The sequence below is a fragment of the Niallia sp. CD-39 genome (genome assembly GCF_059874745.1).
In genome coordinates, this window is the sequence record NZ_JCBCPS010000007.1 from 1 (window position 1) to 20528 (window position 20528).

Sequence of the window (20528 nt, forward strand, 5' to 3'; positions counted from 1 at the left end):
GGGGAGTGGGCTGAGGTTTTAGCAACATTATTTACTACGACTGCAGCATCGTGGGCATGGTTTAAAAATAATTATGTGACAGCCAAGGGTAAAAAGCAAAAATCGGTTATTGAAATGCACAAGTTAGACTAGATCGTCCACACGGGCGGTCTTTTATTTTGAAAAGGATGTGATTTAGGTGACAATACCAGTTAGGCAAATGCTTGTTAACTCACAGAAATACTCATTAAAATGTCCTAATGCGATGACAGCAGAATATATCACAGTACACAACACTGCTAATGATGCTACTGCACACAATGAGATAAACCACATGAGAAACAACAATAGCTCAACGTCTTTCCATTTTGCTGTAGATGAAAAAGAAGTTGTGCAAGGGCTCCCGTTAAATCGAAATGGCTGGCATTGTGGCGATGGTACTAACGGGACGGGAAACAGACGATCAATCGGTGTTGAGATTTGCTACTCCAAAAGCGGAGGCACACGTTATTACCAAGCTGAGGGATTAGCCATCGAGTTTATTGCCCAATTGCTTTATGAGCGTGGTTGGAATGTAGATCGTGTAAAACAGCATAGAGATTGGTCTATAAAAAATTGTCCTCACCGTATTAGGGATGAGGGTCGATGGACAAGCTTTGTTAATGCAATTAGAGATCAACTAAACGCTTTAAAAAATCCAGTTGAAAAAGCAGAACAGGAGTTGAGTGGCATGGTACCCAAATGGGCAGATTGGCAATGGCGTGAGGCAGAAGAGACATACAAAAAAGCACGTGCAAAAGGCATTATTTCATCGGATCAATGGGAAAAGAAAGCAGCAGCAAAACAATTAACTTTTGATGAGATTGCTTATCTCAATCTTGTTTTAAATGGCCGAGTTCTATAAAGCAAAAAGCCCTTCCCGTTTGGGAGGGGCTATATATACCTTTTCTGCAAGTAATACTCCATTAACTCAGCAACTTTGTTACGTAGCCGTGGATTAAAGTAATTGTGTTGTTCTTCATATCCTTTGTAGACAAATAAATAACTAGTAAATGATTCGTCACGGTTGACTTCTTGTATCTTCATGTTTCCCAATCTCATTTTATTGCGAACATCGGCTAAGTCACTTCTAACTTTCTTCAAGGATTCTTCCACAAGATTTACATAGGGCTGATTTAATTTAAATGGTCCCTTCTCGAATATTTTACGGTCCTTTTCCAGAACAGTTATGACCATAGGTAAGTAAAGGGCTTGTTCAATAATATCACGATCATTTTCGGGTATACGTGTCATTAGACTCTCTCCACATTTATAATGTCATTAATCCTGATCATTTCTAAATCATCATTAAGCTCCAAAACGATGTATTTCATGAGGTAATCTACTTTAACGACTATGCCATCATGATCCGTAAAGAAGCCACCTTCCCATGTCTGTACTTTAATAGGCAGAGTATAGTTTAACGACTCCATTACAATAATTCCGATATCTTCGAGATGTTGCTCATCGAGTGTCGGCTTTTTAACCTTATATTGGTCATTTATCATCCCATCTAACAATTTTCGGTGCTCTGGCATAAAATGCGCTGGTTGCCATTTGATTTTTCCACGGTCACGTAACATAGTCCCATCTCCTTAGATATAATTATACAAACATTCGTTCGTTTTTCAACTTGATTTCGAACAATTGTTCGTTTAAAATTATGGTAAAGGAGCTGATAACATGAATTGTTTGTTTAAATATTCGTTAGAAAATAAATTGCCAATAGATTTAATTTACATGAACAAGGCTGGAAAAATTACTTATAGAAGTGTAATCATTAGGAAGATAACTGTGGATGGCATCATGGCTTTTGATCTAAATAAACAACAGCTAAGATCATTTAAACGAGCAAACATCTTATCTGCTTCTAAACAACGAAAGAAAAGAGGAGTATCTTATGCTTGATCTAACTAGAAGACAAAAAGAAGCTTTGCAAATTATAGAAGAATATATTCAAAAAAATAATTACCCTCCTGTAATTAGAGAAATTAGTAAATTGATGGGTGTTAAATCAGCATCTACTGCAAGTTCATTTTTAGACCAACTAAAGAAGAAGGGGTACGTAGACTGGAAACAAGGTCAACCACGTACATTGCATATAATTAAAACCGCCTCGTAATGAGACGGTTATTTTTTATTTCTTTTCTCCATTAACATGTAACTCCATAGCATGCATAGCTCCTGATACACCTACTACATTTTCAATATCCGATGTGTAGCCATCTCCTGTTAATGTTCCCCATACTTCCACAATGTCGCCTTCATTAATCTCGAGATCATACATTGGAAAGATTGGCATCACATATCCGTGTTCATTTTTAACTAATAAAGCATTATAAAAACTTCCTGCGATTGCTTCTAATTCTTCTGTTTGTAGATATTCGCCTTTGAAATGATAGGACATGCCCATAAATTTAGATTCTGTTTTATCGTATAACATTGCTCCTGGTTCAGCAGGATGTGTTATTGCGTTTTTCTCAGCATCAGACCGACTATACCCATCTTGTTCTTCTTCGTCTGGTTCTACATTAGCATCTACCTCCGCAGGACTTTCTGCGTCTGCTATGTCCTCCACAGGTTCAAAAATAATTAAAGCAATGATCGACATTGCAAAACTAATTGCAAGTAATCCAAAAAACGTTTTTATTTTTAGGTTTTTCTTAATAAGTCCGAAGATCAAATATGCAAGTGAAATAAAAAATAATACCGATCCAAGTGTAAATAAAAGTATATCCATGTTAATCCTCCCGTTTAATTAAATCGTCAACTGGCACACCTAAGATACGTGCAATGATATAAGATTGTTTCAGATTGGGCTGAGATTTATTGTTAACCCAACTTGAAAACGTCTGAACACTTACACCACACTCTTGAGCTAGATATTTATGTTTGACTCCTTTTTTATCGGCCAACTGTCCAATAATATTACTAAACATATGCTCTCACCTACTCAGATATAAGCATTCTATAAAAATATCTTAACTCCTGTTATAAATATTACGAATAAAAGTTAAAAAAATTTTTAACAGACAGGCAATTTTATAGTCTATCGCCCATACAATGTATCAATCACTGACAAAGGGGATGACAAAAATGGACCCGGTATCGTTTGGTTTAGTCTCGATTGGAGTAGCAGGAGGGAGTTTGTTGATAGTCACACTGTTAGATGCACATGGCATTAAAGTAAATGAGACTGCTATCAAGTTAGCTTTAGAGGTTACTAAATATGGAGGGATGCTTTACCTACTGCAACACCTTACAAAACTATTTTTATAGGAGGGGTTACATTGATTAATCATCTCATCAAGGCTGTATTTGATGGATATAAGGACGCAAAGATTAAAGAGGGGTATTATAAGCGGAGAGACTTTAACGATCTTGACAGTCCCTATTTATGCAGCTCAGAGCACCTCAATAAACTCTACGATCAAGCAGAAAACAAAGAAGATTATGAGAGCATACTCGATCACATCTATAGACATGATGCACTAGATGTAGAGTCGTATAGTTTGCTGGAACAAAAGATCGTGGATATGTATAGGAGGGACTAATGATGTTAGAGTGGCTTGCACCACCAGTAATTATTGCAGCTGCCGCAATATGGCCCAAAGGTAAAATGTCAGACGAGAAAAAGATCAAGGAGATATTTATCAATGGCAGAGTCGCAATCAAAAAAGGTGACAACTTGATTTATCCACAATTATACAAAAAGATTGTGGATGACCATAAAACGACTTATATGTACACATTGCCGTTGGGAATCCCAAGCGACATTATCAAAACAATTAAACCAGTTTTTGCAGACGGATTAAATAAAGACATAGAAATTGAGTTTGATGGTTTACTAAAGATCAGTGTATTTAATAACAAGTTGCCTGATAAATGGACCTTTAAGAATGATCTACTCACGCAACAATGGGAAGTCCCTATCGGTAAAAATTATGATGGTGTGCTTTATCACGACTTCGATAAATATCCTCACATGTTGGTTGGTGGAGTCACACGGTTTGGTAAAACCGTATTTATTAAGGAGACATTCTACTCATTAACAATGACCAACCCGGAGGATGTAGAGTTTTATATTTTGGATTTAAAAGGAGGGATGGAGTTTGGAAAGTATGCAGGAGTGCCAAACGTAAAGACAGTCGCAAGTGATTTGTTTGAGAGTGTGGATGCATTAGCTTTTATCCTGGAGGACTTAAAAAAAAGGCAACAATACATGAGATCACAGGGATATACAAACATTGTTGATACACCAATCAAAAAGCGCACATTCGTTATTGTGGATGAGGGGGCGGAGTTATCACCAGATATCATTGCAGATAGAGATCTAAAAAAGTATGCTCGTTTTTGCCAAGGGGCATTGAGTGAGATTGCAAGGATAGGTGGAGCATTAGGTTATCGATTGATATTCTGCACGCAGTATCCAACTCGTGAAGCGGTCCCGATGCAAGTGAAAATGAATATAGTCGCTCGTTTATCATTTATAGCAGCAGCTCAAATATCAAGTCGTGTGATCTTAGATGATGTAGGAGCAGAGGATTTACCATCAATACCAGGTAGGGCAATTTATAAGATCGAAAAAAATCGAACAATACAAGTACCATACATTGACGATCAGTTTATGTTTAAAAATTTTGACGAGGCTCTCTCGCCTGTGGTAAACGAGAAAAGGTGAGGGTATACGTAGTATAGTCCCAATTAAAATGACATCGAAAAACATGGTTTAATCCATGAAAAATCAATAAGAGACAATGACAGTGACTAAGAGACACGATGACATAATCAGTGTCCTCCACAATGACAGATACAATGTAAAGGAGAGAGATAAAATGAATATGGAGAGAGCAGAGAGAATACTAGCTCTCATAGATCAACTAGGAGTGGTTAGTGTTAAACAATTATCGGAAATACTAAATGTGGGGACATACAGACATACTTGCCGAGTGATTAAACAACTGTCCCCATACCTAAACGAGATTCGATCTAAACAAAAGATTGTCTATTTAAATAAAGATGGTCGACAACTTATTGGCAGCACAAATGAGGTTAAGTCTCCTGGTCAATTAGATCATAGACTGATGATGAATGATGCGTATATTTACTTCAAATGTCCTCATGATTGGCAACGTGAAAGAGCAATAGAAATTGATACAAATCCTAAGTTGTCCTCCACAATCATGATAAAAGGTTTAAATCTAATCAACAAAAAGACGATCATACCAGATACGATGTTTACACGTAATGGCTATATACATTTAGTGGAGATCGATAACACACGTAAAATGGTGGATAATAAAAAGAAAATCGATACCTATGCTGATTTGTGGAAGGAAATCAGGAAGCAATCAGTACCGATTCTCTATATCTTTACAACAAATATTGAACGAAAGAAGAAGTTTCAATCATGGCTGAATGATAAAAAGTTACACAGCCAAGTGATGTGTTTTAGTGAAATTAAGTAGTGCGCCTGTCCACTTTATAATCAGTCCCAAATAAGCCCCATTCAGCCCCAAATAAATAGTTGATTATACTTGATTCTACAAAGCAGAAATAATAAAAAAAGCCTAGTCCCTGTTGATATAACAAGGTTTCTAGACTTTTTCCTAAGTTCATTAATAAAGCAACTTTATTAACGAGAGTAGAACTCAACGATTAATGATTCGTTAATTTCTGCTGGAAGCTCAGAACGCTCTGGAAGGCGAGTAAATGTTCCTTCTAACTTGTCAGCATCAAATGCAACGAAATCAGGAGTGAAGTTGTTCACTTCGATTGCTTCTTTCACGATATCAAGGTTACGAGATTTTTCGCGAAGAGTGATTGTTTGACCAGCTGTTAAGCGGTATGATGGAATATCAACGCGCTTGCCATTAACTAAGATGTGACCGTGGTTTACAAGCTGACGAGCTTGGCGACGAGTACGCGCTAAACCAAGGCGGTAAACTACGTTATCAAGACGTGATTCAAGAAGAATCATGAAGTTTTCACCGTGCTTACCTTGCATTTTACCAGCTTTATCAAATAAAGTACGGAATTGGCGCTCATTTACACCATACATATGACGAAGCTTTTGCTTCTCTTGTAATTGTAAACCGTATTCAGATAATTTTTTGCGTTGGTTTGGACCATGTTGTCCAGGAGCGTAAGGACGCTTTTCTAATTCTTTTCCAGTTCCGCTTAAAGAAATCCCTAACCGACGAGATAATTTCCAGCTTGGACCAGTATAACGAGCCATGAGTGACTCCTCCTTTAATGTTTTTATTTTGGTAAAATAAAAACAGATGTGCCATTCATTCATGCTCATTTTGTTTTCATGTACCTTCGCCCTAGCAGCTAAGGGTTACACAATACACCATCATCAACTTATGATTGAGGAACAAAATGAAATCATCAATGCGCTCACATAGGCTGCAATATTTTACACAACTGATATTATATAATTTTTTTATACATAAAGTCAAATAGTAATTGTGAAACCTTTAAGGCAGGTTTATATATTTAAGTGATGAAAGTTTCAAACTATCTACTGTAAAATCTAGTTAAATGATATAATATAGAAAATTTCAATGCTTATATATATTGTGTATATTTCTAATGAAACGTGCTCTTGATTGAATTTTTATATCCTTATAAATAGACGAATTAAAGTATAGGTGATGGGAATGGTTGCTTTAAACGAACAGAATATAGTGAAACAAGTAAGAAGCGATTTTTTTGGATTGCTAGATTTTCCATTTACAAATGATATGAAATCATTAAAGAGCTTATTGCTTGCAATGGCAAATGTAATCGAAGAAGCAATGGGTATGGACCAACTTAAGGTGTTTTATTTAAGTGGAGACGGAAATGAGTTTGTATTAGCAGAAGATGAGAGAAGTCAATCAAGTGATCTCTTCGGGGAAAGTTTTGCTTTTGCAACGATTCAAGCGATTCATAATGGAAAAGATTTAGTGTATAAGAATATCCCTTTGCTTAATTGCACAGAAGAAACAACGACAATTTTATTGGCCGATCAAGGGAAGATTATTGGACTTTTTACTTTTGAAAAAGTGTTAATAGAAGCAAAAGGTCACCAACTACAGCAAATTGCGATAGAGTGTCAATCTTTAATAAAGAACATAATGTCTACGAGAACTCTTGGAAGCGAAGAAAAACGATATAAACAGCTATTTAAGGTGACAGAAAAATTCCATTCTTCAATGAACATGGATATTGTATTAGAAGAAATCATCGATACATTACAGGTTGTTTTTCCAGACTTTGTTTACTCTTTACTCCTCTCCCATGGATATGATACCAATCGTGAACTACCTATTAAGGACTTAGATTTTGAAAACGAAAACATGGCTGCTATGCAAGCTTATTTAACTGGTGAGATCCAGTTAGAGGATTCAATCATTCATAAATGCTCTGTTCTATACGCTCCGTTAAGAGGGAAACAAGGTATTTATGGTGTCCTCCAAGTCATGGCAAAAGAAACTGTACTTTTCTTAAAGGATGAGGTTGAGTTTATCTCACTTTTAGCGACGACTGCAGGAAGTGCTCTTGAAAATGCACAATTGTATTTACAATCAAAGCAGCTCATTGATGATTTACAATTAATCAATGAAACATCACATCAATTGAATTCAAACCTTCGTTTAGCTGAAACAATGAAGTATATGACAGAACAAATTATGCGCTCATTTCAAGCAGAAGAGGTTGGATACATACTTGAAGAAGAAAGTGATTTTAAAGTGCTAGATGGTAGTACAGAATTCTTTCTTTCAGGTGAATCTGTTCCATATATAGAAAAAGTCCTTTCTGATATAAAACAGAAGGGAGAAGCCCAATTTGTAGGCGATTACGACCTACCTAACTACCCAGCCTTATATCGATCACTAATGGCCGTTCCAATGGAGACTAATGGTGGTATTTATGGTGTGGCGATTATTCTGCATCCACTTGCTTATCAATTTTCATTTGATTCATTTAAATTGTTACAATCGCTGATTTATCATTCATCACTAGCTTTAACGAATGTAATGTTGAAAGAGGAGTTAGAAAAAATGGTCATCACAGATCATCTGACAAAACTATTTTCTCGAAAGTACCTTGAAGAGCGTATCATCGTATCAATGAATGAGGATGAAGAAGGGACGTTTCTATTAATCGATATTGATAATTTTAAAGTGGTGAATGATCAGTATGGACATCAAGTAGGGGATGAGGTCATTATTCAGGTCGCAAAAATCATTCGTCGTCATATTAGGTCGAGTGATATCGGTGCACGATGGGGTGGAGAGGAATTAGCAATCTATTTACCGAATGTTTCGATCCAGACAGGTTGTACGATTGCAACAAGATTAGCTCATCTTGTCCTTGAAGAAACGCAACCTAGTGTAAGTATATCCTGCGGACTATCTTACTGGATGCGAGGTCGAGATGATAGCTATCAAGAACTGTTTAAACGAGCAGATCATGGATTATACGAAGCAAAAGATACAGGGAAAAATAAAGTGGTCGTCAATGAAAAGGGATGGGATTTGTAAAAATTTCTTCTCAGGCGTTGACGAACGCTCACATGCTTTACCATGCTGCTCTCTTAGTTCGATAAGCGTTTTCAAGATATTCTGACGTTCTTACCTAAGAGTTAATAATTCCTAATAAATATTTAGACAAAGTCGAAGTAGACTTTGTCTAAATTATGAAAATCGTAGATTATCATTTATTTTATTCATTTTCCCTTTCCAATTTAATGAAAATATTATACGCTAATAACGAATGGTTTTAAAAAAACAATTAAATGAAAACGCTTACAAATCGGAGGAGACGCTTTATGCATTCAAAAAAACAACAATCATTTGAAACAGTAGCTATTCATAGTAGCTATGATTCTCGACAATGTAATGGAAGCCTAACACCTCCTTTGTTTCAAACATCAACCTTTACGTTTGAGACAGCGGAGCAAGGCGAGAAAAGATTCGCTCTTGAAGAACAGGGGTATATTTATTCACGTTTAGGAAACCCGACTGTGAAAATATTAGAAGATAAAATTGCTGCACTTGAACAAGGAGAAGCTGGGTTAGCATTTTCTTCTGGAATGGCAGCGGTTTCGGCTGTTTTAATGGCAATAGCAAAATCTGGAGACCATATTCTATGTTCAGAAGGTGTTTATGGCTGTACGTACGGGTTTTTATCGATAATGCAAGAAAAGTATGGAGTGGATTATTCATTTAGTAGGATGGATCAAAATGAGCAGCTTAAAAAGATGGTTAAGGAAAATACTTGCTGCATTTATGTAGAGACGCCGATTAATCCAACGATGAAAGTGATTGATTTGCAAATGGTATCAGAAGTAGCCAAAGAGTTTGGTATTCCGGTGATTGTGGACAACACTTTTAGTTCGCCCTATTTGCAAAATCCACTTGTTTTAGGCTGTGACGTTGTCATACACAGTGCAACCAAGTATATAGGAGGCCATGGTGATGTGATTGCTGGATTAGTAGTTGGTAAGAAGGCATTTATTGACGAAGTGGCGATGACCACTCGTAAGGATATAGGAGGCGTCTTGGCTCCTTTTGATGCTTGGCTGCTAAATCGCGGTTTGAAAACATTGGCAATTCGCATGGATAAGCATTCAGAGAATGCGACTTATTTAAAGGAGTTTTTAAAATCGCATCCCAAAATTGATACTGTGTATTACCCAGGAGATGATGAGGTTGGAAGGAAACAAATGAAGGCAGGAGGAGGGGGAGTTAGTTTCATAGTCAAAGGATCAAAAACCGATGCGCAAGCTTTTTTAAACGCATTGAGCTTAATAAAGATAGCTGTATCGTTAGGAGATGCTGAAACTTTGATACAACATCCTGCAACGATGACTCATTCAACCATTCCGAAACACATCCGAGAAGAAATGGGGATCACTGATACGTTGATTAGATTATCGGTAGGGCTAGAGGGAAAAGAGGATCTCAAGCAGGACCTTGAACAGGCATTAAACTCATTATCTTCATAAAAATAATAAAAGGGCCATGTGCGTTACGATGCCATAGCCCTTTCATTTTTATAAATGCTTAACGAGTTCTTTGCAAAACTGTTCAAGCATTTTTTCATCAATTTCATCAAAACGGTTTTTAATTGGTGCATCAATGTCTAACACGCCAACTAAAGTGTCGTTTTTAATAAGCGGGACAACAATTTCAGATTGAGATGCAGCATCACAAGCAATATGACCAGGAAACGAGTGTACATCTTCAACACGAACCGTACGTAATTCTTTTGCTGCTGTACCGCAAACGCCTCTACCGAGAGGAATTCGCACACATGCTGGTAACCCTTGGAATGGTCCAAGAACAAGTTCGTTACTATCAATTAAATAAAACCCTACCCAATTAACCTCATCCAAGAAAAGGTTCAATAATGCAGAAGCATTGCTTAGGTTCGCAATGGCATTTTTTTCTCCATCTAAAAGAGCAGCGAGTTGCTTTATAACCAATTGATAATTTTCCTCTTTATTTCCCTTATAAGATTCGACATGAAACATCAACCTTCACCCAGCCTTCTTTGTATATTAAATATTTTCTTGCCAAACCGTAGTGAAATCACTAAGACTTTGTCGAGTGATTTTTAAAGGAATCAATGGCGTTTACAAGAATGTATTTATTATAACAAGATGATCAGAATTTGCTACAAAAAAGATTCTATAGGGAGCGAGGCGAAGTCATGAAGGCAAATGCGAAGGAATCGATTGTTGAGGCAGCAATCTACTTATTTAATCAAAAGGGTTTTAAAGGGACGTCCATTCGCGATATTGCACAGAAGGCAGGGGTAAACCCAGCTAATATTTCCTATTATTTTGGAAGCAAAGATGGTCTCCTTGAACATTGCGTGATCACATATTTTGAGAATTATTTACATGAAATAGAATTAGGCTTTAATTTGTTAGAAGAAAGCGCGCAAAAATCGTTGCAAATGGTTATCCGCAATATTATGTACTTTCAGACTGAGCATGTGCTTTTAACAAGACTTATCCTACGAGAGATATCATTAGATTCACAGTTTGTACGTGAAATAATGTCCACTTATTTAATGAAGGAAAAATACTATTTCAATAAAATCTTTGAATATGGAATAGCGAGCTTTGAGTTCAGAAAGCTATCATCCAATATCGTTTTTGTGCAACTGAAAAGTCTATTAAATATGCCTTATTTAAACGCACAATACTTATCTGAAGTACTGCATTTAAATGTTAAGGAAATCTACTTCACAAAAAAATATATCGAGGAACTTGAAAGGTGGATGGAACAATCAATCTTCCTTGAAAATCGTTCACTTGTTACACTCGTATAACTGAGTGCATTTGTTGAATCCCTTGACCTAGCTCTTTTACCTGATGAGCATCTGATCCATAAATAATCGGTATGTTTAATTCAATAGCCTTCTCCACTATAGGAAGAGGGGGGTATGTTTCTTTGCATAACGGTTTATTAAGACCTGCTCCATTATAATCAAGCTCATATTTTTTATCTCCTAGCTCATATAGAATGGTTAATAACTGCTCATCGAATAGAGGAGGAGGAGGAAATCTTTTTTGGAATTTCTTAGCGAGTGAAATATGACCGATTCTTTTTGGTTTAAAGGGTCCAAGCTGTGAAGCGATCGACTTTAACACCGTATTGGTATAAAGGGTATACACCGCCTCAATCGAGCCTGCTTGTTCTACAATGGTTTGAAACTGCCCTGGACTGTAATCGATGCAATAATGCTGGTCATGCACTCTTAAAAAATGTACGGACAAGACTGCATCGTCCAAACGATTGCCATATTGATTTAAAAAGGAAGTCGTATCAGCTTCATACCCTTCAATATAATCAACTTCTAAACCTGTTAATACGAGGAGATACTTCTCGTATTTTCTTTTTGCTTTTTCGCAAGCTTCTAAATAATGCTCAAGGTTTTCCAAAGCCATGCCACTATCTTTTGCTGGAGTTGGATCTAAGAATGATTTTGGAAGAGGAGCATGCTCAGTAAAAGTCAGTTCTGTATATCCTAGATCAATTGCTTTTTCAATATAAGCTTCGATAGAATCTTTTGTTCCGTGAGGGCAGTATGGCGAATGAACATGACCATCTTTCAATTCTATTCAGCTCCTTTTCGTTCTATTTTTTGTGAAATATCAATGTAATTTGTGGAATGGGTGGATGAAAAACAATATTTTCTTCAAAAATGTGAAATATTTAGTCAAAAAATGTCGTATACATGGTATCATAAAAACATTATATAGAACATATTTTTCAGCTCGCAATTTGAACAGGGGGCTTTCATAGTGATATACATAGTGATAGGGATTTTAGTGTTAATTGCCATCTACCTAACAGGTTTTATCTTAAGAAAAAAGCTATACAATGAAATGGATCGTTTAGAAAATTGGAAGATGGATATTGTCAATCGCCCAGTATTGGATGAAATGGCTAAAGTAAAAAAATTGAATATGACTGGTCAAACAGAGGAGCTTTTTGAGCAATGGAGAAGTGAATGGGATGAGATTGTTACTTCGGAACTTCCTGATGTTGAAGAATATTTGTTTGATACAGAAGAATACATCGATAAATATCGCTTTAAAAAGGCGAAGGAATCTCAAGCTGGAATTCATGAAAAGCTTCAAATGATTGAAGAGCGCATCCACAAGCTATTAGAAGAGTTGAATGAACTAATTGGTAGTGAGGAAAAGAGCCGCCTTGAAATAGATGAACTCAAAGAACAATACCGCCTATGTAAAAAGACGTTATTAGCTCATCGACATACATTTGGAAAAGCAGAATCCATTGTTGAGGATAATATTGAACAGGCTTCTTTATTATTTGTGAAATACGAAGAAAAAACGGATCAAGGAAATTATCTTGAGGCGAGTGAAATCGTCAAAGAGCTGCAATTGAAATTAGAAGAGGTTGAACATAATATGGAGCAGCTTCCAAATCTTATTGTTGAGGCTCATAGTAAAATTCCTTCCCAAGTCTCTGAATTTAAGGAAGGAATGAAGGAGATGTCGACTCAAGGATATGTTTTGGATCATCTCCAGCTAGAGAAAGAAATTGAAGAGCTAGAAACAAAGCACGCACAATTAGTAACTGCGATCTCAGAAGCAAACGTTGACGAGGCATTGATAATCGTAAATGAAGTCAAAGAGAGACTAGACTCTAATTATGATTTGTTAGAACATGAAGTAAATGCTAGAAATGAATTACATAAAAACAAACAGAAAACGAGTGAAGACTTATTCCATTGTCAGAAGCAACATTTAAGCTTAAATGAAGAGCTGAAAATTGTATCTGAAAGCTATGAAGTAGAAAATACAGATGCCCAATGGCAGCAGAAAATGGACAAAATCCTTACTCAACTAATAAAAAAGTTTGAAGTAATTGAACATAAATTAATTGAAAGAAATTCAGCGTATTCAATCCTTTATGCTGAGTTTCAAGAGATAAAGGTAGATATTGAAGATATGAAGGATGGACAAATTCATCTAATGGAAAAATTACAAATGCTAAGAAAAGATGAGATGTCCGCTCGTGAACAAGTCATTGATTTAAGGAAGAAAGTAACAGAAACAATTCGACTTGTTCAAAAGAGCAATGTCCCTGGAGTACCAGAGGAATTTCAGTTATTAATTGAAGAAGCAACAGAAAGTATCCGGAATGTTTCTGAACGACTAGAGGAAAAGCCATTAAGCATTCCAGCCATTCATAAACATATGGAAGTAGCGGTATTAACTGTTGATAAAGCGGTGGAATATACTGAGGATATGATTGAAACGATTCAGCTAGTTGAAAAAGTTATTCAGTATGGGAATCGGTACCGAAGCTCCTATACATCCATACAGGAAGGCTTACTGAAGGCTGAGGAATCTTTTCGACGCTATCAATATAAAGTTGCACTTGAACAGGCAGCAACCTCGATTGAGGAAGTGGAACCAGGTGCCTTAAAGAAAATTGAAGAGCTCCTATAAAGGATTATTCATTAATTGTATTTGTATAGCACTAGCTAACCTTTTCTCACATTATAGAGAAAAGGTTTCTTTTTCTATTAAAGTGGAATTGATAACATTGAAATAGGCTGAAGACATTGTCTTCAGCCTATTTCGTGCCTTTAATTATACGGTTTTAAAAAATCAGAAATTTCTTGGCGGAAAAATGGTTGCTACATCACCATTGATGCAACAATTATTTTAATGGAATTATCAGACTTTTAAAGCCTGATAAAGCAGAGTTATTAACATTTTATCATCAATTTTTATATATTTAATTTGTTTCTGCCACTGTATCTTCTGATGATCCAGTGAAATGTGCAACTAAATATCCAATAATTGCACCAATTATTGCAGGAACTAACCAGCCAACACCTTCTTCAATTAACGGCAAGAATGAAAGAGCATTGAACGCTGTATCAACATTAATGCCTGCAGTTGCTAATCCATCAAGTAAGCCAATCATTCCTGTTGGTATGAGAGCAAAGATATAAACAAGTGAAGATCCTTTAAATTTGCTATCGAAGAAACTTAATACGATTAACACAATAGCTAAAGGATAAATGAACACTAACGCTGGGATTGAGAAATTAATCAATTGAGTTAACCCAATATTAGAAATTAGTGTACTGAAAATAGCAAAGACAACAACAAGTGTTTTATATGAGAACTGTGGCATCAACTTATTGAAATAACCAGCACATGCAGATACTAGTCCGACTGCTGTCGTTAAACATGCAAGAATAATCGCGGCAGCAAGAATCGCACTTCCTAAGTTTCCGTATAAATACATGGCAGCATTTGAAAGAATGGCACCACCGTTTTGTTGGTATCCAATTCCGTCAGGAGCAGTAGATCCGATATAAGATAGGGCTAAATATACAACACCTAATCCTACTGCAGCAACAATTCCTGATGAAATACATGCTTTCATTATACTCTTAGAATCTGTTACACCTAGACCTTTAATCGATCCAATAATAATAATTCCGAAAACTAACGCGGCAATTGTATCCATTGTTAAGTATCCTTCAATGAATCCAGTAAAGAATGCTTTATTTTCGTATGCACCTACAGGAGCTTGTGCTGAGCCAATTGGTGTAATAAATGCCTTAACGACAATTGCACCTAGGATGGCTAAGAAAATAGGTGTTAAGATTTTACCAATAGAATCAATGAGTTTTGATGGATTCATTGCTAACCAAGTGACAACAACAAAAAAGAGTATTGAGAAAATTGCCAATGGTAAGAAACTATTGGAAGCGGTTTCAGATAAGAACGGAATAACCCCAATTTCAAAAGAAACCGTAGCTGTTCTTGGAATTGCAAATAATGGCCCAATAACTAAATACATTACGACTGTAAAAATAATGCCGTATAATGGGTGTACTCTACTAGCCATTGTTTGAACATCTCCTGCTTTTGCAATGGCGATAATTGCGACAAGAGGGAGTCCAACCCCAGTAATTAAGAAACCAATCATAGCGATCCATACACTTGTTCCAGCTTCTTGTCCGAGGAATGGAGGAAAAATCATATTTCCTGCCCCGAAGAATAAAGCAAATAATAGTAAACCAACAGCTAATGTCTGTTTACCAGTTAATGATTGAGTTGACATATATATACCCCCTAGATATGACTCTCTGTTAAAGGCAGTTCGAAATTTCTGAACGACTAACATAGTAACATGGATTGTGAGAAATTTGTCGAATAAATTTAAAGTTCAAATATTGATTATTTTAGAATTAGTATCTCAATTTAGATTTCTTAAATTTGTAAGTAGATATTGCGAGGATTTATTCATTTCATCTTAAATAATTTACCAATATTATTCTTAATTAAACCATTTTCGACATTTCCTTAGGGGTGTAAATATTTCCACACTGTCTTTTTTGGGTAAACCAAATATACACTGTGAACATCATATTGTCTATTTAATAAAAAGAAAATCACTCCATTCAATTTTTAAACAATTTATGATACATTTAGATTTGCATAAGGATGGTGTCGAATAATGATATATTTAGATAATAGTGCGACTACGAAACCGTATGAAGAAGTACTGCAATCATATATAAAGGTAAATAGTGATTTTTTTGGTAATCCATCTTCGCTGCATCAATTAGGTGCCAAAGCGGAAAAGCTTGTATCTCAAGCCAGAGAACAAATTGCTACTTTCCTCCATGTGAAGCGTGATGAAATTTATTTTACTTCAGGTGGAACAGAAGGAAATAACTTAGCCATTAAAGGAATCGCAAGGCAATATAAAAATAGAGGGAACCATCTTATTACAACATCAATTGAGCACCCTTCTGTACGCCTTGCAATGGATCAATTAAAAGAGGAAGGGTTTACGATTACTTATTTACCTGTTGATTCGAATGGACGAGTCTCTGTAAATGACCTCGAGGAGGCTTTAACGGATGATACAACTTTAGTCTCGATCATGCATGTGAATAATGAAGTTGGAGCTATTCAGCCAATTGAAGAGTTAGGTCAAATAATAAAAAACAGTTCAAACGCATTCTTTCATGTTGATTATGTACAGGGCGTAGGCAAGGTTCCCCTAGATCTTAAGAGAGCACAAATTGATTTATGTACCATTTCAGCTCATAAGTTTCATGGGCTTAAAGGAAATGGCGCATTGTATATACGCGCTGGAATACAGATTCATTCTTTATTTTCGGGTGGAAGCCAAGAGCAGAAGATTCGAAGTGGAACAGAGAATACAGGTGGGATTGTAGCAATGGCAAAAGCATTGCGATTAACAATTGATAAAATGGAAAGAGGGGTGCCATTATTAGTCGAGATGAAAGAGCACTTAGTCTCTGAAATAGCAAAGATTGAAGGAATTATTGTTCATACTTCACGACAGAATTCTGCTCCACATATCGTGAACTTTTCTGTAGTGGGAATAAGAGGAGAAACACTTGTTCATGCCCTTGAGGAAAGCAATATTTTTACTTCAACAACAAGTGCTTGTTCATCTAAACAAAAAAAAGCAAGTGGGACTCTTGCTGCGATGAAGGTTCAAGATGAGCTGGCCCAAAGTGCAATCAGAGTAAGTTTTTCATACGAAAACACAATGACCGATGTAAAAGCGTTGATTGCTGCATTGCATCAATCAATTAAAACAGTAGGAAGGGTAATAAAAAAATGATTCAATACGATCGTATATTAATTCGCTATGGAGAAATTTCTACAAAAGGTAGAAACCGAAATAAGTTTGTTGAAAAATTAAAGAAGAATGTAAAAAGAGTTTTGCGTGATTTCGAAAACATAAAAGTAGAGGCGCAGAGAGATCGCATGTATGTACTTTTAAACGGCGAAGATGGAGAATCTGCCGCTGAGATGTTAAAGGCAGTCTTTGGGATTCAGTCATTTAGCTTAGCTGTCCGAACAAATCAAGATTTAGATGAGATGAAGGCAACAGCATTAGCACTTGTTAAGAAGCAAGCAAAAGATGGCAGTACTTTCAAAATCACAGCAAAACGTGCAGATAAGACTTTTGAACTTGATACAAATGAATTAAATCAATTATTCGGTGCACATATTTTAACGAATATAGAAAATATAAAAGTAGATGTGAAAAAACCAGAAATTAATTTGCAAGTAGAAGTACGAAAAGAAGGCGTGTATTTCTCTAGTGAAAACATTAAAGGTGCAGCAGGGTTGCCTTTAGGGTCAAGTGGTCGAGCGATGTTAATGCTCTCAGGCGGGATTGATAGCCCAGTAGCTGGATATTTATCAATGAAACGTGGGATTGAAGTCCAAGCGGTACATTTTTACAGCCCTCCATTCACAAGTGAGCGTTCCAAGCAGAAGGTAGTAGATCTAACTGAAAAGCTTTCGAAAATTTCTGGAGCAATGGTACTCCATATCGTTCCTTTTACAGAAATACAACAACTGATTCAAAAGCAGATTCCAGAAAACTACTCAATGACAACAACAAGAAGGCTAATGCTTACGATTACAGACGCAATTCGAAAAAAACATGAAGGACTTGCTATTATTACTGGGGAAAGTCTAGGTCAAGTGGCGAGCCAAACGTTAGAAAGCATGAATGCGATTAATGATGTTACGTCAACGCCAATTTTAAGGCCATTAATTACGATGGATAAAGAAGAGATTATTGCGATCTCTCATAAAATTGACACAATCGATATCTCGAATCGACCATATGAAGATTGTTGTACGGTCTTTGTTCCTGCCTCTCCAAAGACAAAACCTAAGCTTGAAAAAGTCGAACATTTTGAAAGCTATGTTGATTTTGCTCCGCTTATCACAGCGGCGATAGAAAACTCAGAAACGGTACTAATCAAACCAAACAAACAAAAAGTAGATGAACAGATCGAGGATCTATTTTAAGCAATGAGATGTATCAAGTATGTTTCCGTAGAAGCTGACAAGAAACAATTACCAAAGAATTATTAGAATACGGCCATGTGATATTACACAATCTATACTCACAAGGAGGTGATATCACATGGCAAACAACAGCTCAAATCAACTTGTAGTTCCTGGTGTACAACAAGCTCTTGATCAAATGAAATATGAAATCGCTACTGAATTTGGTGTGAACCTTGGTGCAGAAACAACTTCTCGTGCAAACGGTTCAGTAGGTGGCGAAATCACTAAGCGTTTAGTTCAAATGGCTGAACAACAATTAGGTGGATACCAAAAATAATTATAAATAATATGGCTACAGGAAGTAGGGGTGTCCCTACTTCCTTTTAATTTGTTAATTCCCCTCCCACGAGTAAAATGCTGTCTTTGTAAATATTTTGACTTTTTTGATAATTTTAGATGATAATGAAAAGAGGGAGGGGATATGATGCAAAGGAAAGATTTACTTGCACCAGAAACATACAATCTAGTCTCAGAAGTAGAAAAATATGTTGGTAACGAAGAGAAGATAGCTTTAATTTGGGAGAACGAAAAGGGTGAGCAAAAGCAAATTACATATGCCGAACTTATGAAGAATGCAAACCAAATTGGGAATGTTTTCGTTCAGGCTGGGTTAACAAAGGGTGATGTTGTTCTTGTGATCGTGCCTCGATTAATCGAAGCATATGAAGTTTACTTAGCAGCACTAAAGCTAGGCATTACAGTAATACCTAGTTCTGAGATGCTTCGGACGAAAGATATTCAATATCGGATCAATCATGGTGAAGTAAAAGCTGTCGTTTGTTATTATCCTTATGTGGATCAGTTTGACGGTATTGATGAAATGAATGACATGATAAAGTTTTCAGTTGGAAAGACTGAGAGAGGCTGGATTCATTTAGAGGATGAGAAGGGTCAAGCGAGTGATCAATTAGGCATTGTGGAGACAAATGGAAGGGATATGGCATTTTTATCTTATACATCTGGAACGACAGGTAATCCTAAAGGAGTCGTTCATACTCATGCATGGGCGTATGCGCATTTACGTACAGCAGCTACAAATTGGCTATGTATTGGAGAAGAGGATGTTGTGTGGGCAACGGCTGGTCCTGGGTGGCAAAAGTGGGTATGGAGTCCATTCCTTTCTGTATTGGGGTCTGGGGCAACGGGCTTTGTTTATAATGGGAAATTTGATCCGGAGAAATACTTTGAATTACTAGATAAATATCAAATAAATGTATTATGCTGTACACCTACAGAATATCGATTAATGGCAAAAGTAGATGGAATTCAGCAATATTCATTAAAGCATTTACATAGTGCAGTTTCAGCTGGTGAGCCATTAAATCGTGAAGTGATCGAGACGTTTCAGCATTTCTTCAATGTGACTGTCCGTGATGGATACGGGCAAACAGAAAACACCTTGCTTGTAGGAATTACTAAGGAAATGGATGTACGCCCTGGATCAATGGGGAAACCGACACCTGGAAATAGAGTTGAAATCATAGATGAGAATGGTTTGCCTTGTGATGATGAGGTAGTTGGAGATATTGCTGTTCATATTAAAACTCCAGCACTATTTAAACATTATTATAAAGATCCAGAACGGACTTCGATGCAATTTAGAGGAGACTATTATATTACAGGTGACCGTGCAAGAAGGGATAAGGATGGGTATTTCTGGTTTGAAGGAAGAAGCGATGATATTATTATAAGCTCTGGTTATACAATCGGTCCGTTTGAAATTGAGGACGCTCTGATCAAACATCCAGCGGTAAGGGAGTGCGCAGTAGTCGGAACACCAGATGAAATACGGGGACAGATTGTCAAAGCATTTGTAGTGTTGAAAGATGATGAGCTTAAACAGAATGAAGAACTTATTAAAGAACTTCAGGAACATGTGAAAGCATTAACCGCTCCTTATAAATATCCGAGGAAGATAGAGTTTATCGACGATTTACCAAAAACTACCTCAGGTAAAATAATGAGAAAAGAACTGAGGAAGCTAGAAGAAGTAAAAATATAGGTAATTAAAGCACTCGCTAGAGATCTTAAAACCTCCTAGTGAGTGTTTTTATGTATAAAATTTAAAAATGGTGAATTAATTTTAAAGATC

General features: G+C 36.4%; 23 protein-coding genes and 1 pseudogene. 16 read left to right on the top strand and 8 right to left on the bottom strand.

The window, feature by feature from the left end; all coding sequences use genetic code 11:
* Window positions 1-132 (top strand): phage holin (locus tag AC6F34_RS14240; RefSeq protein ID WP_500773550.1); only part of this gene is annotated, 132 nt, incomplete at its 5' end.
* A gap of 46 nt (window positions 133-178) precedes the next feature.
* Window positions 179-670 (top strand): annotated as a pseudogene (locus tag AC6F34_RS14245) (peptidoglycan recognition protein family protein); the annotation flags it as partial.
* 242 nt (window positions 671-912) lie between these two features.
* On the opposite strand, the gene AC6F34_RS14250 reads toward AC6F34_RS14245, so the two are convergent.
* Both AC6F34_RS14250 and AC6F34_RS14255 read right to left on the bottom strand, forming a co-directional pair.
* On the bottom strand, window positions 913-1272 hold the full coding sequence (locus AC6F34_RS14250) for a YhjD family protein (RefSeq protein ID WP_500773270.1): 360 nt from the start codon (window positions 1270-1272) through the stop codon (window positions 913-915).
* The gene (locus tag AC6F34_RS14255; protein WP_500773272.1) at window positions 1272-1601 is read right to left on the bottom strand and encodes a YolD-like family protein; all 330 of its coding nucleotides are present in this window, start codon (window positions 1599-1601) and stop codon (window positions 1272-1274) included. Before AC6F34_RS14255 ends, AC6F34_RS14250 begins: the two co-directional genes overlap by 1 nt.
* Window positions 1602-1701: 100 nt before the next feature.
* Between AC6F34_RS14255 and AC6F34_RS14260 the strand changes: the two genes are divergently transcribed.
* Window positions 1702-1926, top strand: a complete 225-nt coding sequence (locus tag AC6F34_RS14260) for a hypothetical protein (protein ID WP_500773274.1) — start codon at window positions 1702-1704, stop codon at window positions 1924-1926.
* Window positions 1919-2140 carry a LexA family protein gene (locus AC6F34_RS14265; protein ID WP_500773276.1) on the top strand — a complete coding sequence of 74 codons (222 nt, stop codon included), beginning with the start codon at window positions 1919-1921 and terminating at the stop codon, window positions 2138-2140. The genes AC6F34_RS14260 and AC6F34_RS14265 overlap by 8 nt, the downstream gene beginning before the upstream one ends.
* A 15-nt stretch (window positions 2141-2155) precedes the next feature.
* Here AC6F34_RS14265 and AC6F34_RS14270 read toward each other — a convergent pair whose 3' ends face one another.
* Window positions 2156-2758 carry a hypothetical protein gene (locus AC6F34_RS14270; protein WP_500773278.1) on the bottom strand — a complete coding sequence of 201 codons (603 nt, stop codon included), beginning with the start codon at window positions 2756-2758 and terminating at the stop codon, window positions 2156-2158.
* Window position 2759: 1 nt separating this feature from the next.
* The gene (locus tag AC6F34_RS14275; protein WP_500773280.1) at window positions 2760-2957 is read right to left on the bottom strand and encodes a helix-turn-helix transcriptional regulator; all 198 of its coding nucleotides are present in this window, start codon (window positions 2955-2957) and stop codon (window positions 2760-2762) included.
* Window positions 2958-3114: 157 nt separating this feature from the next.
* On the opposite strand from AC6F34_RS14275, the gene AC6F34_RS14280 reads away from it, so the two are divergent.
* The 4 genes from AC6F34_RS14280 (at window position 3115) to AC6F34_RS14295 (ending at window position 5486) form a co-directional block, all read left to right on the top strand.
* Window positions 3115-3297 (top strand): hypothetical protein, encoded by a 183-nt coding sequence (locus AC6F34_RS14280; RefSeq protein WP_500773282.1) that lies wholly within the window; start codon window positions 3115-3117, stop codon window positions 3295-3297.
* Between the two features lie 11 nt (window positions 3298-3308).
* Window positions 3309-3572, top strand: coding sequence for a hypothetical protein (locus AC6F34_RS14285; RefSeq protein ID WP_500773284.1), 264 nt, complete (start codon window positions 3309-3311; stop codon window positions 3570-3572).
* A 2-nt stretch (window positions 3573-3574) separates the two neighbouring features.
* Window positions 3575-4699: an FtsK/SpoIIIE domain-containing protein gene (locus AC6F34_RS14290; RefSeq protein WP_500773286.1), complete on the top strand. Its 1125-nt coding sequence runs from the start codon at window positions 3575-3577 to the stop codon at window positions 4697-4699.
* A 154-nt stretch (window positions 4700-4853) separates the two neighbouring features.
* The gene (locus tag AC6F34_RS14295) at window positions 4854-5486 is read left to right on the top strand and encodes a replication-relaxation family protein (protein ID WP_500773288.1); all 633 of its coding nucleotides are present in this window, start codon (window positions 4854-4856) and stop codon (window positions 5484-5486) included.
* A 167-nt stretch (window positions 5487-5653) separates the two neighbouring features.
* Here the strand turns inward: AC6F34_RS14295 and rpsD are convergent, their stop codons facing one another.
* Window positions 5654-6256 (bottom strand): 30S ribosomal protein S4, encoded by a 603-nt coding sequence (gene rpsD / locus AC6F34_RS14300; RefSeq protein WP_500773289.1) that lies wholly within the window; start codon window positions 6254-6256, stop codon window positions 5654-5656.
* Window positions 6257-6683: 427 nt separating this feature from the next.
* On the opposite strand from rpsD, the gene AC6F34_RS14305 reads away from it, so the two are divergent.
* A complete protein-coding gene (locus AC6F34_RS14305; protein ID WP_500773291.1) occupies window positions 6684-8552 on the top strand; it encodes a sensor domain-containing diguanylate cyclase in 1869 nt (622 codons plus the stop codon).
* A gap of 287 nt (window positions 8553-8839) precedes the next feature.
* Window positions 8840-10018, top strand: a complete 1179-nt coding sequence (gene megL / locus AC6F34_RS14310; RefSeq protein WP_500773293.1) for a methionine gamma-lyase — start codon at window positions 8840-8842, stop codon at window positions 10016-10018.
* 48 nt (window positions 10019-10066) lie between these two features.
* Here the strand turns inward: megL and AC6F34_RS14315 are convergent, their stop codons facing one another.
* Window positions 10067-10546, bottom strand: coding sequence for a GAF domain-containing protein (locus AC6F34_RS14315; RefSeq protein ID WP_500773295.1), 480 nt, complete (start codon window positions 10544-10546; stop codon window positions 10067-10069).
* A 179-nt stretch (window positions 10547-10725) separates the two neighbouring features.
* On the opposite strand from AC6F34_RS14315, the gene refZ reads away from it, so the two are divergent.
* A complete protein-coding gene (gene refZ, locus AC6F34_RS14320) occupies window positions 10726-11352 on the top strand; it encodes a forespore capture DNA-binding protein RefZ (RefSeq protein ID WP_500773297.1) in 627 nt (208 codons plus the stop codon).
* Here refZ and hisJ read toward each other — a convergent pair.
* Window positions 11339-12139, bottom strand: coding sequence for a histidinol-phosphatase HisJ (hisJ, locus tag AC6F34_RS14325; RefSeq protein WP_500773299.1), 801 nt, complete (start codon window positions 12137-12139; stop codon window positions 11339-11341). The genes refZ and hisJ overlap by 14 nt on opposite strands.
* Window positions 12140-12328: 189 nt before the next feature.
* Between hisJ and ezrA the strand changes: the two genes are divergently transcribed.
* Entirely contained in the window at window positions 12329-14008 is a 1680-nt protein-coding gene (gene ezrA, locus AC6F34_RS14330) for a septation ring formation regulator EzrA (protein WP_500773301.1), read from the top strand.
* A 292-nt stretch (window positions 14009-14300) separates the two neighbouring features.
* Here ezrA and brnQ read toward each other — a convergent pair whose 3' ends face one another.
* The gene (gene brnQ, locus AC6F34_RS14335; protein ID WP_500773303.1) at window positions 14301-15644 is read right to left on the bottom strand and encodes a branched-chain amino acid transport system II carrier protein; all 1344 of its coding nucleotides are present in this window, start codon (window positions 15642-15644) and stop codon (window positions 14301-14303) included.
* Window positions 15645-16040: 396 nt separating this feature from the next.
* Here brnQ and AC6F34_RS14340 point away from each other — a divergent pair, with 396 nt between their 5' ends.
* The 4 genes from AC6F34_RS14340 to mbcS all read left to right on the top strand — a co-directional run bounded on the left by AC6F34_RS14340 (window position 16041) and on the right by mbcS (window position 20438).
* Window positions 16041-17186, top strand: a complete 1146-nt coding sequence (locus AC6F34_RS14340; RefSeq protein WP_500773305.1) for a cysteine desulfurase family protein — start codon at window positions 16041-16043, stop codon at window positions 17184-17186.
* On the top strand, window positions 17186-18394 hold the full coding sequence (gene thiI, locus AC6F34_RS14345) for a tRNA uracil 4-sulfurtransferase ThiI (protein WP_500773552.1): 1209 nt from the start codon (window positions 17186-17188) through the stop codon (window positions 18392-18394). Before AC6F34_RS14340 ends, thiI begins: the two co-directional genes overlap by 1 nt.
* A gap of 118 nt (window positions 18395-18512) precedes the next feature.
* Entirely contained in the window at window positions 18513-18713 is a 201-nt protein-coding gene (locus AC6F34_RS14350) for an alpha/beta-type small acid-soluble spore protein (RefSeq protein WP_500773307.1), read from the top strand.
* Between the two features lie 147 nt (window positions 18714-18860).
* Window positions 18861-20438 (top strand): acyl-CoA synthetase MbcS, encoded by a 1578-nt coding sequence (mbcS, locus tag AC6F34_RS14355; protein ID WP_500773308.1) that lies wholly within the window; start codon window positions 18861-18863, stop codon window positions 20436-20438.
* The last annotated feature ends 90 nt before the right edge of the window (window positions 20439-20528 follow it).

Coding starts and splice junctions, on each gene's coding strand:
- AC6F34_RS14275 (WP_500773280.1), bottom strand. CDS start 2,957: ATGTTTAGTAATATTATTGGACAGTTGGCCGATAAAAAAGGAGTCAAA.
- AC6F34_RS14270 (WP_500773278.1), bottom strand. CDS start 2,758: ATGGATATACTTTTATTTACACTTGGATCGGTATTATTTTTTATTTCA.
- AC6F34_RS14265 (WP_500773276.1), top strand. CDS start 1,919: ATGCTTGATCTAACTAGAAGACAAAAAGAAGCTTTGCAAATTATAGAA.
- AC6F34_RS14340 (WP_500773305.1), top strand. CDS start 16,041: ATGATATATTTAGATAATAGTGCGACTACGAAACCGTATGAAGAAGTA.
- rpsD (WP_500773289.1), bottom strand. CDS start 6,256: ATGGCTCGTTATACTGGTCCAAGCTGGAAATTATCTCGTCGGTTAGGG.
- brnQ (WP_500773303.1), bottom strand. CDS start 15,644: ATGTCAACTCAATCATTAACTGGTAAACAGACATTAGCTGTTGGTTTA.
- AC6F34_RS14280 (WP_500773282.1), top strand. CDS start 3,115: ATGGACCCGGTATCGTTTGGTTTAGTCTCGATTGGAGTAGCAGGAGGG.
- AC6F34_RS14290 (WP_500773286.1), top strand. CDS start 3,575: ATGTTAGAGTGGCTTGCACCACCAGTAATTATTGCAGCTGCCGCAATA.
- AC6F34_RS14315 (WP_500773295.1), bottom strand. CDS start 10,546: ATGTTTCATGTCGAATCTTATAAGGGAAATAAAGAGGAAAATTATCAA.
- refZ (WP_500773297.1), top strand. CDS start 10,726: ATGAAGGCAAATGCGAAGGAATCGATTGTTGAGGCAGCAATCTACTTA.
- AC6F34_RS14295 (WP_500773288.1), top strand. CDS start 4,854: ATGAATATGGAGAGAGCAGAGAGAATACTAGCTCTCATAGATCAACTA.
- AC6F34_RS14250 (WP_500773270.1), bottom strand. CDS start 1,272: ATGACACGTATACCCGAAAATGATCGTGATATTATTGAACAAGCCCTT.
- AC6F34_RS14255 (WP_500773272.1), bottom strand. CDS start 1,601: ATGTTACGTGACCGTGGAAAAATCAAATGGCAACCAGCGCATTTTATG.
- AC6F34_RS14260 (WP_500773274.1), top strand. CDS start 1,702: ATGAATTGTTTGTTTAAATATTCGTTAGAAAATAAATTGCCAATAGAT.
- AC6F34_RS14350 (WP_500773307.1), top strand. CDS start 18,513: ATGGCAAACAACAGCTCAAATCAACTTGTAGTTCCTGGTGTACAACAA.
- mbcS (WP_500773308.1), top strand. CDS start 18,861: ATGCAAAGGAAAGATTTACTTGCACCAGAAACATACAATCTAGTCTCA.
- AC6F34_RS14305 (WP_500773291.1), top strand. CDS start 6,684: ATGGTTGCTTTAAACGAACAGAATATAGTGAAACAAGTAAGAAGCGAT.
- megL (WP_500773293.1), top strand. CDS start 8,840: ATGCATTCAAAAAAACAACAATCATTTGAAACAGTAGCTATTCATAGT.